This is a genomic window from Streptomyces sp. NBC_01591, assembly GCF_035918155.1.
Taxonomy (GTDB): domain Bacteria; phylum Actinomycetota; class Actinomycetes; order Streptomycetales; family Streptomycetaceae; genus Streptomyces.
Genome location: NZ_CP109327.1, coordinates 1,299,201 through 1,313,043, shown reverse-complemented (window position 1 = coordinate 1,313,043; position 13,843 = coordinate 1,299,201). Strand labels below are relative to the sequence as shown.

At 70.4% G+C, this 13,843-nt stretch carries 9 protein-coding genes; 4 read left to right on the top strand and 5 right to left on the bottom strand.

Annotated features, from left to right (window positions below):
- Window positions 1-46: 46 nt before the first annotated feature.
- Window positions 47-2,620 (bottom strand): DEAD/DEAH box helicase, encoded by a 2,574-nt coding sequence (locus OG978_RS06195; RefSeq protein WP_326764214.1) that lies wholly within the window; start codon window positions 2,618-2,620, stop codon window positions 47-49.
- Between the two features lie 78 nt (window positions 2,621-2,698).
- On the opposite strand from OG978_RS06195, the gene OG978_RS06190 reads away from it, so the two are divergent.
- The 4 genes from OG978_RS06190 to OG978_RS06175 all read left to right on the top strand — a co-directional run bounded on the left by OG978_RS06190 (window position 2,699) and on the right by OG978_RS06175 (window position 5,220).
- A complete protein-coding gene (locus tag OG978_RS06190; RefSeq protein ID WP_326764213.1) occupies window positions 2,699-3,490 on the top strand; it encodes a metal-dependent hydrolase in 792 nt (263 codons plus the stop codon).
- A gap of 174 nt (window positions 3,491-3,664) precedes the next feature.
- Window positions 3,665-3,862, top strand: coding sequence for a hypothetical protein (locus OG978_RS06185; protein WP_326764212.1), 198 nt, complete (start codon window positions 3,665-3,667; stop codon window positions 3,860-3,862).
- On the top strand, window positions 3,850-4,446 hold the full coding sequence (locus OG978_RS06180) for an extracellular solute-binding protein (RefSeq protein ID WP_326769950.1): 597 nt from the start codon (window positions 3,850-3,852) through the stop codon (window positions 4,444-4,446). The genes OG978_RS06185 and OG978_RS06180 overlap by 13 nt, the downstream gene beginning before the upstream one ends.
- Before the next feature lie 282 nt (window positions 4,447-4,728).
- On the top strand, window positions 4,729-5,220 hold the full coding sequence (locus OG978_RS06175; RefSeq protein WP_326769949.1) for a nucleoside hydrolase: 492 nt from the start codon (window positions 4,729-4,731) through the stop codon (window positions 5,218-5,220).
- A gap of 81 nt (window positions 5,221-5,301) precedes the next feature.
- On the opposite strand, the gene OG978_RS06170 is transcribed toward OG978_RS06175, so the two are convergent.
- The 4 genes from OG978_RS06170 to OG978_RS06155 form a co-directional block, all read right to left on the bottom strand.
- Window positions 5,302-7,083: an ABC transporter ATP-binding protein gene (locus tag OG978_RS06170; protein ID WP_326764211.1), complete on the bottom strand. Its 1,782-nt coding sequence runs from the start codon at window positions 7,081-7,083 to the stop codon at window positions 5,302-5,304.
- Window positions 7,080-8,951: an ABC transporter ATP-binding protein gene (locus OG978_RS06165; protein WP_326764210.1), complete on the bottom strand. Its 1,872-nt coding sequence runs from the start codon at window positions 8,949-8,951 to the stop codon at window positions 7,080-7,082. Before OG978_RS06165 ends, OG978_RS06170 begins: the two co-directional genes overlap by 4 nt.
- A gap of 241 nt (window positions 8,952-9,192) precedes the next feature.
- Entirely contained in the window at window positions 9,193-10,644 is a 1,452-nt protein-coding gene (locus tag OG978_RS06160) for a Gfo/Idh/MocA family protein (protein WP_326764209.1), read from the bottom strand.
- A 247-nt stretch (window positions 10,645-10,891) separates the two neighbouring features.
- A complete protein-coding gene (locus OG978_RS06155) occupies window positions 10,892-13,843 on the bottom strand; it encodes an FAD-binding and (Fe-S)-binding domain-containing protein (RefSeq protein WP_326764208.1) in 2,952 nt (983 codons plus the stop codon).

The window sequence follows — 13,843 nt, the reverse complement described above, 5'->3', positions numbered from 1 at the left end:
GTTCGTCTCCACTCTCGCAGCGGCGCCGCATCCACGGCGTACGCCCTCACAGCTGACCGACGGAGGTCACGCGGACGACGGCCCGGCCCTGCTCGTCGGAGGCGGCCAGATCGATCTCCGCGCTGATGCCCCAGTCGTGGTCGCCGTTCGGATCGGCGAAGGTCTGCCGGACCCGCCACAGACCGTGCGCCGCGTCCTCGTCGATCTTCAGCAGCTTCGGACCGCGGGCGTCCGGACCGGTGCCCAGGTCGTCGTACTCGTCCCAGTAGGCGTCCATCGCGTCGCCCCACGCGTCCTCGTCCCAGCCCGCGTCGCCGTCCAGCTCGCCGAGCTCGCCCACCTTGTCCAGCGCGGCCAGCTCGACCCGGCGGAACATCGCGTTGCGCACCAGCACCCGGAAAGCGCGGGCGTTGGCCGTGACCGGTTTCACCTCGTCGGCCCGCTCCTGCGCCTGCTCGGCGGTCTCCACCTCCGGGTTGGCGAGCTGCTCCCACTCGTCCAGGAGACTGGAGTCCACCTGACGGACCATCTCGCCCAGCCAGGCGATCAGGTCCTCCAGGTCCTCGGACTTGATGTCGTCCGGGATGGTGTGCTCGAGCGCCTTGTACGCGCTGGCGAGATAGCGCAGCACGATGCCCTCGGTGCGGGCCAGCTCGTAGTTGGAGGTGAACTCCGTGAACGTCATGGCGCGTTCGTACATGTCACGGATGACGGACTTCGGCGAGACCGGGTGGTCGCCCACCCACGGGTGGCTCCTGCGGTACACGTCGTACGCGTGCCACAGCAGCTCGCTCAGCGGCTTCGGGTACGTGACCTCCTGGAGCAGCTCCATCCGCTCCTCGTACTCGACGCCGTCCGCCTTCATCTGCCCGACCGCTTCGCCGCGCGCCTTGTTCTGCTGGGCGGCGAGGATCTGCCGCGGGTCGTCGAGCGTCGACTCGACGACGGAGACCATGTCCAGCGCGTACGAGGGGGAGTCCGGGTCCAGCAGGTCGAACGCGGCCAGCGCGAAGGTGGACAGCGGCTGGTTGAGCGCGAAGTCCTGCTGGAGATCGACGGTGAGCCGGACGATCCGGCCCTCCGCGTCCGGCTTGTCGAGCTGCTCCACGACACCGCCGTCCAGCAGCGAGCGGTAGATCGCGATGGCCCGGCGGATGTGCCGCAGCTGCGCCCGGCGCGGCTCGTGGTTGTCCTCCAGCAGATGCCGCATGGCCTCGAAGGCGTTGCCGGGACGCGCGATCACGGACAGCAGCATGGTGTGCGTGACCCGGAAGCGGGAAGTCAGGGGCTCCGGGTCGGACTGGATCAGCTTGTCGAACGTGGTCTCCGACCAGGCGACGAAGCCCTCGGGGGCCTTCTTGCGGACCACCTTGCGCTTCTTCTTCGGGTCGTCGCCCGCCTTCTTGACGGCCTTCTCGTTCTCGATGACGTGCTCGGGCGCCTGCGCCACGACGAAGCCCGCCGTGTCGAATCCGGCCCGGCCCGCGCGGCCGGCGATCTGGTGGAACTCACGGGCGCGCAGCGTACGCACGCGGGTGCCGTCGTACTTGGTGAGCGCGGTGAACAGCACAGTACGGATGGGGACGTTGACGCCGACGCCGAGGGTGTCCGTACCGCAGATCACTTTCAGCAGACCGGCCTGGGCGAGCTTCTCCACCAGGCGCCGGTACTTCGGCAGCATGCCCGCGTGGTGCACCCCGATGCCGTGCCGTACATAGCGGGAGAGGTTCTGGCCGAACTTGGTGGTGAAGCGGAAGTTGCCGATCAGATCGGCGATCTTCTCCTTCTCCTCCTTGGTGCACATGTTGATGCTCATCAGCGACTGCGCCCGCTCGACGGCCGCGGCCTGGGTGAAGTGCACGATGTAGACCGGAGACTGCCTGGTGTCCAGGAGCTCGGTGAGGGTCTCGGTGATCGGGGTCAGCCGGTACTCGTAGCTGAGCGGGACCGGCCGGGTCGCCGAGCGCACCACAGACGTGGGGCGTCCGGTGCGGCGGGTCAGGTCCTCCTCGAACATCCGGACGTCGCCGAGCGTGGCCGACATCAGGATGAACTGGGCCTGCGGCAGTTCCAGCAGCGGGATCTGCCAGGCCCAGCCGCGGTCCGGCTCGGCGTAGAAGTGGAACTCGTCCATCACGACCTGGCCGATGTCGGCATGCTTGCCGTCGCGCAGCGCGATGGAGGCCAGCACCTCGGCCGTGCAGCAGATCACCGGGGCGTCGGCGTTGACCGAGGCGTCGCCGGTCAGCATGCCGACGTTCTCCGTGCCGAACAGCTTGCACAGGTCGAAGAACTTCTCCGAGACCAGCGCCTTGATCGGCGCGGTGTAGAAGGTGACCTTGTCCTGGGCCAGCGCGGTGAAGTGCGCACCCGCCGCGACCAGGCTCTTCCCGGAGCCGGTCGGGGTGGAAAGGATCACGTTCGCGCCGGAGACCACCTCGATCAGCGCCTCCTCCTGGGCCGGATAGAGGGTGATGTCCCGCGTCTCGGTCCATGACGAGAAAGCCTCGAAGAGGGCGTCGGGGTCGTCGGTCGGGGGCAGCTGATCGATAAGGGTCACGCCCCCATCTTGCCTGCCTTCCGCCCGGATGAGGGAACCGGACGACCGTATGAAGATCATGGGCGATAGGCTTCCCACTCAACTCGGCCGTGCCGTAACGGCAGTGGCAGCGATACGACTCTGGGGGCGGGAAGAACGATGATGGGACCGGCACACTCTCTGTCAGGGGCGGCGGCCTGGCTGGGGGTGGGCGCGGCGGCGGCGGCCGCCGGCCACGCGATGCCGTGGCCCGTCCTCGTCGTCGGGGCGCTGATCAGCGCCGGGGCCGCGCTGGCCCCGGACCTCGACCACAAGTCCGCGACCATCTCGCGCGCCTTCGGGCCGGTGTCCCGGGGGCTCTGCGAGGTCGTCGACAAGCTCTCGCACGCCGTCTACAAGGCGACCCGGATGCGCGGCGACTCGAACCGCAACGGCGGCCACCGGACGCTGACCCACACCTGGGTGTGGGCGGTCCTGATCGGCGCCGGCGCCTCCGCCGCGGCGATCACCGGCGGCCGGTGGGCGGTCCTGGCGATCCTCTTCGTCCACCTGGTGCTCGCGGTCGAAGGGCTGCTGTGGCGGGCCGCCCGGATGTCCAGCGACGTCCTGGTCTGGCTGCTCGGCGCGACCAGCGCCTGGATACTGGCCGGCGTCCTGGACAAGCCGGGCAACGGCTCGGACTGGCTCTTCGCCGCCCCCGGCCAGGAGTACCTCTGGCTCGGGCTGCCCATCGTGCTCGGCGCCCTCGTCCACGACATCGGTGACGCGCTGACCGTCTCCGGCTGCCCGATCCTGTGGCCCATCCCGATCGGCCGCAAGCGCTGGTACCCGATCGGTCCGCCGAAGGCCATGCGGTTCCGGGCCGGGAGCTGGGTGGAGCTGAAGGTGCTGATGCCGGTGTTCATGGTGCTCGGGGGAGTGGGCGGGGCGGCCGCGCTGAACTTCATCTGACCGCCGCGTCCGGCGTCCGGAGCCGGGCCGGTGTACTCAGGCGGACTCGCGCGGTACCAGCCGGTGCGCCAGGACGATCTCCCTGGCCGCCCCCGTACCCTCCCCGTCGAGCCGGCCGACCAGCAGCTGTGCGGCCGAACGCCACTTGATGTCCATCGCAGGCCGGAGAGCCGTATGACGAGCTCTCCAAGCCGCAGAACCGTGCTCGGTGCCGCGCTCGCCGCGGCGTCCGCCGCGGCCCTGGCGGGCTGCTCGGGCGGCCGCCCGGCGGACGGCAGAACAGCGGTACGGTTCCTCGGCCCGGAGACCCCCGAGACGTTCCGGGCGGTCATCCGAGGCTTCTCACCACCCAGGGCTGGATCGACGCCCTGAACTGGTACCGCACCCTCTTCGCCGACGGATCGTCACCGCGCGGCGTCCCCTCGTACCAGCTCTCCTCGCTCTTCACCTCCGGCCGGGTGCCGTTCTTCGTCGGCGGCCCCTGGAACCTCGGCGCCTTCGCCGGGCTGAAGGACTTCGCCTGGGGCACCGCGCCGCAGCCGAAGTTCGCCCGCGGCCGTGCCGTCACCCCCACCGACTCCTGGTCCTGGGGCGTGAACCCGTACGCCGAACACCCCGAAGCGGCCCAGCGGTTCATGGAGTACGCCGCACTGACCACCGAGGGCAGCCTCCGCACCGTCGAGGCATCCCCGCTCATCCCGTCCAACCGCCGGGCCTTCGACCGTTACGCGGCGGACCTGGAACACAAGGCCACCAGGAGCACCGCAGGAGTGGCCACGATCATGCGCTACGAACTCGCGCACACCGCCGTCAGCCGGCCGCGCAGCATCGGCTACACCCAGTTCGAGACCGTCCTGGGCTCCGCGTTCTCCGACATCCGCAACGGCTCGGCGGTGGAACCCCGGCTGGCGAAGGCCTCCGGAGAACTCGTGCCCACCTGGGAGCGACTGCGATGACCACCACAGCCCCCCGGACCCCGAAGCGCTCCCCGCGCCGCCGCTCCACCTCGCAGGGCAGGACCGCCCTGTACTTCCTGGCCCCCGCCCTCCTCGCCCTCGTCGTACTGCGACTGCTGCCCGCCGCGATGGCCGTCATCAGCAGCCTGCGCCACCACAGCCTCGTGGACGGCGTCACCACCTTCGTCGGCCTCGGCAACTACGCCGACCTCTTCGCCGACAGCCAGTTCTGGCAGAGCGTCCGCGTGACGCTGCTGTTCAGCCTGGTCATCAACCCGCGCGATCCGCCGCGACGACCGCTTCACCACCGGTGTACGCACCCTGTACATGATGGGCGGCAGCTTCGGCCCCGGCGCCAAGGCCGAGCACAACATCGTCAGCGACATCACCGCCGCCCGCATCGTCTTCGACTCCGGCATCCGCACCGTCGTCACCGGCCTGGACATCACCACGCGGCTGCGCATCGAACGGCCCGGCATCGAAGCGATCCGGGAAGCCGGTGCGTACGGTGCGGCGCTCGCCCGCGAGATCGACGCCTGGACCGGCTTCACCGGCGAACCGTGGAGCGTCCCGCACGACCCGATCACCGCGCTCTCCCTGCTGCGCCCCAACCTCTACACGACCGAGCGCGGCAAGGTCGAGGTCACCGACGAAGGCCTGACCGTCTTCACGGCGGACCCGGACGGCCACGTGGACCTGGTCGTGGACGCCGATGTGGAGGCCGTCGCGGCAGAGATCGTGGCCCGGATCGTACGGGCCTCGAAGCGCGACTGACGGTCCCCGCGGACCGGTCACTCCCGCCGAGGGGACCGGCCACTGCCTCCCGGTCGGCCGACCGGGAGGCAGACGGGCTGCTCAGCCGTGCCAGGACCGCCACAGCGCCGCGTACGCGCCGTCCGCCGCCACCAGGTCGTCATGACTGCCCAGCTCACTGATCCGGCCGCCCTCCACCACCGCGATCACATCCGCGTCGTGAGCGGTGTGCAGCCGGTGCGCGATCGCCACGACCGTACGGCCGTCCAGCACCCGGGCCAGCGAACGCTCCAGATGGCGGGCGGCCCGCGGGTCCAGCAGCGATGTCGCCTCGTCCAGCACCAGTGTGTGCGGATCGGCCAGGACCAGCCGGGCCAGCGCGATCTGCTGGGCCTGAGCCGGAGTCAGCGCCAGACCGCCGGAGCCGACCTCGGTACCCAGCCCCTCCTCCAGTGCCCTCGCCCAGCCGTCCGCGTCGACCGCCGCCAGCGACGCCCACAGCTCGGCGTCCTCGGCGCCCGTACGGGCCAGCAGCAGGTTGTCCCGCAGCGAACCGACGAACACATGGTGCTCCTGGTTGACCAGCGCCACATGCGTACGCACGTCCTCCGCCTTCATCCGCGACAACTCGGCGCCGCCGAGTGTCACTTCGCCCGTGCGCGGGGCGTAGATCCCGGCCAGCAGCCGGCCCAGCGTCGACTTGCCGGCGCCGGACGGGCCGACCAGCGCGAGGCGCGTACCCGGTGCGACGTCCAGCGACACCCGGTGCAGGACGTCCAGCCCGGCGCGGTACCCGAAGCGCACCTCGTCGGCCCGGACATCACGGCCGTCCGGGACGACCTCCGCATCGCCCGCGTCCGGTTCGATGTCCCGCACCCCGACCAGCCGCGCCAGCGACACCTGGGCGACCTGCAACTCGTCGTACCAGCGCAGGATCAGACCGAGCGGGTCGACCATCATCTGCGCCAGCAGCGCACCCGTCGTCAGTTGCCCCACGGTCAGCCAGCCCTCGATGACGAACCAGCCGCCGAGCATCAGCACCGCGCCCAGAATCGTCACGTAGGTGACGTTGATGACGGGGAAGAGCACGGAACGAAGGAAGAGGGTGTACCGCTCCCACGCCGTCCACTCCTTGATCCGCCGGTCCGACAACGCCACCCGGCGCGCACCCAGACGGTGCGCCTCCACGGTCCGTCCGGCGTCCACGGTCTCCGCCAGCATCGCGGCGACCGCGGCGTAACCCGCGGCCTCCGAACGGTACGCGGACGGCGCCCGCTTGAAGTACCAGCGGCAGCCGAGGATCAGAACGGGCAGGGCGAGCAGCACCGAGAGTGCCAGCGGCGGAGCCGTCACGGTGAGGGCGGCAAGCAGCAGCCCCGCCCACACCACGCCGATCGCCAGCTGCGGCACCGCCTCGCGCATCGCATTGGCCAGCCGGTCGATGTCCGTGGTGATCCTGGAGAGCAGATCGCCGGTACCGGCCCGCTCCAGCACCCCCGGCGGCAGCCCGACCGACCGTACGAGGAAGTCCTCGCGCAGATCGGCCAGCATTTCCTCACCGAGCATCGCGCTGCGCAGACGCATCAGCCGGGTGAACACGGTCTGCACGATCAGCGCGAGCGCGAACACCCCGGCGGTGCGCTCCAGATGGAGGTCCCGCACCCCCTCGGACAGGTCCTCGACCAGCCCGCCCAGCAGATACGGGCCGACGATCGACGCGATCACCGCGATGGCGTTGAACGCGACGAGCACGGCGAACCGCCCGTGATGGCGCCGGAACAGCTCCCGTACATAGCTCCGTACAGTGGTGGGGGTGCCGACCGGCAGGGTCGTCGCCGACTCCGGCGCGGCCGGGTCGTACGTCGGTTCTGCGACGCCGATCATGCCCGTTCCTCGACTTCCTCGATCGTTCCGGTCGCGCCCCGAGAGGTCGGGGCCGCGATCTCGTCGTCCGTCTCACGTGTCACGACCGCCCGGTAGCGGGGGTCCGTGTGCAGGAGTTCACGGTGCCCGCCGACCGCGACGACGGTGCCCCGGTGCACCAGCACCACCCGGTCCGCGAGGTCGAGCAGCAACGGTGACGAGGCGAACGCCACGGTGGTGCGGCCCTTGCGCAAGGCCTTGATTCCGGCGGCGACCCGGGCCTCCGTGTGCGAGTCGACGGCGGAGGTCGGCTCGTCGAGAACCAGCGCCTCCGGGTCGGTCACCAAGGAGCGGGCCAGCGCGAGCCGCTGGCGCTGGCCGCCCGAGAGCGAGCGGCCGCGTTCGGTGATCCGGGTCGTCATCGGGTCGCCGTCCGCGGCGAGCGACGCCTGCGCCAAGGAGTCCAGCACATCGCCGCACTGCGCGGCCGTCAGCGCCTCCTCGGCGGTCACCCGGCCGGATGACGGAACGTCCAGCAGTTCGCGCAGCGTGCCCGAGAGCAGAACCGGGTCCTTGTCCTGGACCAGCACGGCGGTCCGGGCGGAGTCCAGCGGGAGTTCGTCCAGCGGCACGCCACCGAGCAGAACGGACGGGGCCTTCCGCGCCGCGGCGTCCTCGTCCGCGCAGGCGGGTGCGCCGCTCTCGGCCCCCGCAGCGACCGCGTCCTCGTCCGCGTCCACATGTGCGTGTCCGCCGAGCCGCTCGGCCAGCCGGCCCGCCTCGTCCGGATCTCCGCAGACCACCGCGGTGAACAGGCCGGCCGGGGCCATCAGACCGGTGACCGGGTCGTACAGATCGCCGGTCGGCGCGGCGTCGACGGTCGACGGCTGGGCCGTGCGGCGCAACGACAGCACCCGGACCGCACGCTGGGCGGAGGGCCGCGAGAAGGAGTACGCCATCGCGATCTCCTCGAAGTGGCGGAGCGGGAACAGCATCAGCGTCGCCGCGCTGTACACCGTGACCAGCTGACCGACCTCGATCCGGCCGTCCCGGGCCAGCACCGCCCCGTACACGACCAGTGAGATGAGCAGCACGCCCGGCAGCAGCACCTGGATGGCCGAGATCAACGACCACATCCGCGCGCTGCGCACCGCGGCCTCGCGGACCTCCTGGGAGGCACGCCGATAGCGGCCGAGGAAGAGTTCCTCGCCGCCGATCCCGCGCAGCACCCGCAGCCCCGCCACGGTGTCCGAGGCCAGCTCCGTGGCCTTGCCCGCCTTTTCGCGCTGGAGGTCCGCGCGCCGGGTGGCCCGGGGGAGCAGCGGCAGCACGGCGAGGGCCAGCAACGGCACGGCGACCGCCACCAGGATGCCCAGCGACGGCAGATACAGCAGGAGCCCCGCACAGATCAGTACCAGGGCGGCGGCGGCCGCGGCGAACCGCGAGAGGGCCTCGACGAACCATCCGATCTTCTCGACGTCACCGGTGGATACGGCGACCACTTCGCCGGCCGCGACCCGGCGGGTCAGTGCCGAGCCGAGCTCGGCGGTCTTGCGGGCCAGCAGCTGCTGGACCCGGGCGGCGGCGGTGATCCAGTTGGTGACGGCCGTCCGGTGAAGCATGGCGTCGCCCAGCGAGATCAGCACGCCCAGGACCGCGATCAGCCCGCCCGCCCACGCGAGCCGGCTGCCGGAACGGTCGACGACCGCCTGGACGGCGAGGCCGACGGCGGGCGGCAGCCCTGCGATGGAGCACTGGTGCAGCAGGCCCCAGGACAACGATTTGAGCTGGCCCTTGAGCTGATTGCGGCCGAGCCAGAGCAGGAAGCGTGGGCCTGACCGGACATCGGGATCGCCGGGATCCGGGTAGGGAAGATCGCGAATCTGCATGACGTCCCATGGTTCGGTGTGACGGCTTGTTCGGTGGATGAATCAATGCCGGTGGATGAATCACTGCCGTGAATGAATCGAGGTGAATGACTCAAACCGTGCAAGGTTCGCCCCGGGACGTCGGTCGGAGCAATTGGTTTTCTCCACGAACAGCACTGTCGCGCCATGGTCGCGATGCGGACGGGCAGGCCGGGCCGGCCCCGCAGGGCGCGTACCCGGCCTGCCCGGTCGCATCGGCCGGTCAGGCCTTCTCGGGGTTCTCCGAGTCCATGCCGGAGCGGGCCTTCTTCCACTCACCGCGGGTGAAGTCCGGGATCTGCTGCGGCGCGCCCTTCGCCTTGATGGACAGGTGGCTGAGCGGCACGGGCGACGTCCAGGTCGCCGCGTCGTACACATCGAAGTCGGGGACGAGGCCGAGCCGCATGCACTGCATCAGCCGGAACACCAGCATGTAGTCCATACCGCCGTGGCCGCCGGGCGGGTTGGCGTGTTCCTTCCACAGCCAGTGGTCCCACTCCTGGTACTTGGCGAAGTCGCCCCAGCTGTCGTTGGTGTGGTCGGGCTCGATGTAGATACGGGCGGGGTAGTCCTCGAAGACGCCCTTCGTGCCGCCGAGGCTGTTGATCCGCGAGTACGGATGCGGAGTGGACACATCGTGCTCCAGCCGGATGACCCGTCCCTTGGCGGTCTGGACGAGACTGATGGTCCGGTCGGACTCGATATAGGTCTCCTTCCAGCTCGGGTCGCCGGCCGGCATGTTCTTCTCGCGGTACTCGGCGAGTCCGAGGGACGGGGAACCGACACTGGTGATGCTCACCGCACGGTCGCCGCGGTTGATGTCCATGTAGTTGGCGACCGGGCCGAACCCGTGGTTGGGGTAGAGATCGCCACGCAGCCGGGTGTGCCACAGCCTGCGCCAGGGGCCCTCGTAGTAGTCCGGGTCGAACATCAGGCCACGCAGATCGTGGTTGTAAGCGCCCGCGCCGTGCAGCAGATCACCGAAGAGACCGGCATGCGCCATGCGCAGCACCCGCATCTCGTTCTTCCCGTAGCAGCAGTTCTCCAGCTGCATGCAGTGGCGCCTGGTGCGCTCGGACAGGTCGACCAGCTCCCAGAGCTGGTCGAGCTGGAGCGCGATCGGACACTCCACGCCGACATGCTTGCCGTTCAGCATGGCGGTCTTCGCCATCTGGAAGTGGAAGTCCCAAGGCGTTGCCACATAGACGAAGTCGATGTCTCCGCGCTTGCAGAGGTTCTCGTAGTCGTCCTCGCCGTTGGTGTAGACGGCGGGCGCCGGCTGACCCGCGGCGGTCACCTTCGCGGCGGCCCGTTGCGCCTTGGCCTTGACCGGATCGCAGACGGCGACGACCTGTACACCACTGATGGCGAGGAAGAGATCGATCATGCTGCCACCGCGATTGCCGAGGCCGACGATGCCGACCCGGACCGTGGAGCGCCGGTCGAAGGGGACCCCCACCATGGTCCTGCCCTGGCGCTTCGGCGTGGCCGACCCGTCCGCGGCAGTGGCCTCCGGGCCCTGGCCGGGGGCGGCTGCCGCGGAGGAACTGCCGAGGGCGCCGAGTCCCAGCCCGGCGCCGGCCACTCCGGCGGTCGTCCAGAGCACCGAGCGGCGGCTCATGGAACCCTCGTCGCCGCCCTGCGTACCGTCGTTCTGCTGTGCTGCGTCGTTCATCGATCCTCCAGAAAGGGGGTCTGACGTGCGCGGCTGATGAATGAACCTCGGTAAGGACCTTGGTAGTTGGGTCTGCGGTTGCGCAAGGGGAGCGATTGGACTCCCGTTCCGAAACCATGGACTTTCGTGCACCCGGGATGCACCCGGAATGCGCCCGGGATGTGCCCACAAAAAGGCCGGGCGGGCTCGAATACGTCGAGCCCGCCCGGCGATCCAGGGCGACTGCGGGGCCGAACGGCCCCGGTGATCAGCGCACCACAGCCCCCGGCCGGGTGGCCCGTTCCAACTCCATCAGCACCGAGTAGTACGAATGCCCCGTGGCCCGGTCCATTCCGATCTCGCACATGCGGTTGGCCGAGAGGTACGCGTCGTACTCGCGCGCATTCACCTCGGCGGCCTCCTTCGCCGTCGCCGAGGCCGTCAACTCCTTGTGCAGCATGCCCCGGTCGCCCGCGAAGGCGCAGCACCCGGCGTCGTCGGGGATCACGACCTCCTCGGCGCAGGCCTCCGCGACCCTACGCAACTGCTCCACATCGTCCAGATGCTGCATGGAGCACGTCGGATGCAGGACCGCCGAACCGGTCTTCCGGAGGACCGTCAGCTCGGGAAGCAACTCGTCGGCCGCCCAGACCAGGGAGTCGACAATGGTCAGCTCCCGGTGCAACTCCCGGTTGTCATCGGTGAGATACGGCACCACTTCATGGGCGATGCCCAGGGTGCACGACGAGGCGTCGACGACCAGCGGCAGCTTTCCGCCGGCCGTCCAGCCCCAGGCCGCTTCCACGATGCGGTTGGCCATCACGGCGTTGCCCTCGTCGTACCCCTTGGAGTGCCAGATCGTCGCGCAGCAGGTCCCCGCGACATCGTCCGGGATCCAGACCGGCTTCCCGGCGCGGGCGGACACGGCGACCACGGCCTGCGGCAGCGACGGACCCCGGTGGCCCTCGGGGCCGCCGAAGATACGGTTCACACACGCCGGGTAGTAGACGGCGCTCGCCCCGACACGGGAGGTACGCGGCAGCTTCCGGGCGGCGGCGCCGGGAATCTCGGGCAGCCACTCGGGCACCAGATCGGGGCGCACGGCCTTGCGGGCGAGAGCGGTGATGGTCTCCAGCGGTCCGTCGCCGAGCCGGTCGCCGATCCGGTCGGCCGCGGCCACCGCGAGCCGTGCCGCCGCCTCCACCGCCTTGAAGTTCTTCGCCGTGAGCGCCGCGATCCGCTCCTCGCGCGGCGAGTGCCGCCGGTGGCGGAAGTCCTTCATCATCGCGCCGGTGTCGATGCCCACCGGGCAGGCCAGCTTGCACGTCGAGTCGCCCGCACACGTGTCGACGGCGTCGTAACCGTACGCGTCGAGCAACTGCGTCTCCACCGGGGAGCCGTCCGGCTGCCGCATCATCTCCCGGCGCAGCACGATCCGCTGGCGCGGGGACGTGGTCAGATCATGGCTGGGGCAGGTGGGCTCGCAGAAGCCGCACTCGATGCAGGGGTCGGCGATCGCCTCGACCTCGGGAATGGTCTTCAGCCCGCGCAGATGGGCCTTCGGATCGCGGTCGAGGACGATCCGGGGCGCCAGGACGCCGTCGGGGTCGATGATCTGCTTGGTGCGCCACATCAGCTCGGTCGCCTTCGGGCCCCACTCCAGCTCCAGGAAGGGGGCGATATTGCGGCCGGTGGCGTGCTCGGCCTTCAGCGAGCCGTCGAAGCGCTCCACCGTCAGCCGGCAGAAGTCGTCCATGAACGCGGCGTAGCGGTCGACGTCGGACGGCTTCGCCGCGTCGAAGGCGAGCAGGAAGTGCAGGTTCCCGTGCGCGGCGTGGCCGGCGACGGCGGCGTCGAAGCCGTGCTGGGCCTGGAGTTCGAGCAGGGCCTCGCAGGCCTCGGCCAGCCGGGAGGGCGGTACCGCGAAGTCCTCCGTGATCAGCGTCGTACCCGAGGGCCGGGATCCGCCGACCGCGGTGACGAAGGCCTTGCGGGCCTTCCAGTAGCCGGAGATGACCTTGGCCTCGCGGGTGAACGCATTGGTCACCGAGGCGACGGGCGCGACCAGGTCGAGCCCCTCGACGACGGCCGCCGCCGCCCGCTCGTACGCCCCCTGGCCGGGTTCGTCCGGAGCGCGGAACTCCACCAGCAGCGCCGTGGTCTCCCTGGGCAGTTCGGCCCAGTCCGCCGGCACGCCCTGGACACTCACCGAAGCGCGCAGCGTGTTGCCGTCCATCAGCTCGACGGCGATCGCCCCCGCCTCGTTGAAACGGGGCACGGCGGCCGCCGCGGCGGTGAGGGACGGGAAGAACAGCAGGGCCGTGGAGATCCGGCGGTCCAGCGGCAGTGTGTCGAAGACGACCTCGGAGATGAAACCGAAGGTGCCCTCCGAGCCGACCATCAGGCCGCGCAGGATCTCGACCGGCGTCGAGCCGTCGAGGAAGGCGTCGAGCCGGTAGCCGTTGGTGTTCTTGATCTCGTACTTGGCGCGGATCCGGGCCGTGAGCCCGGCATCCGCCTCGATCTCCGCCTTCAGGGCCAGCAGCCCTTCGCACAGCTGCGGCTCGGCGTGGGCGAGGTCCTCGTCCGCGGCCGGGTCACCCGTGTCGACGACGGTGCCGCTCGGCAGCACGAAGGTGAGGGAGGAGACCGTGCGGTACGAATTGCGGGTCGTGCCCGCCGTCATCCCCGAGGCGTTGTTGGCGACGACTCCGCCGATCGTGCAGGCGATCGCGCTGGCCGGGTCGGGCCCCAGCAGCCGGCCGTGCCGGGCGAGGGCGGCGTTGGCCCGCACGACCGTCGTACCCGGCCGGATGCGGGCCTGCGCGCCGTCGGCCAGGACCTCGATGCCCGCCCAGTGGTGGCGGACGTCGACCAGGATGTCCTCGCCCTGGGCCTGGCCGTTCAGACTGGTGCCGGCGGCCCGGAAGACGACCTCGCGGCCCCTGCCGTGCGCGTACGACAGGATCGCCGAGACGTCGTCGATGTCCTCCGGGACCACGACGACCTGGGGGAGGAAGCGGTAAGGGCTGGCGTCGGAGGCGTACTTCACCAGGTCGGAGACCTTCCAGAGCACCTTCTCCGGCCCGAGCAGGGCGATCAGCTCGCCGCGCAGCGGTTCGGGCGTTCCCGGAGCCTGCCGGGCGGGGACCCGGTCCATGGACGGCGTACGCACTGCGCCGGGGCGCAGTGCTTCCGGATTCGGCTCCAGCAGTGGCAT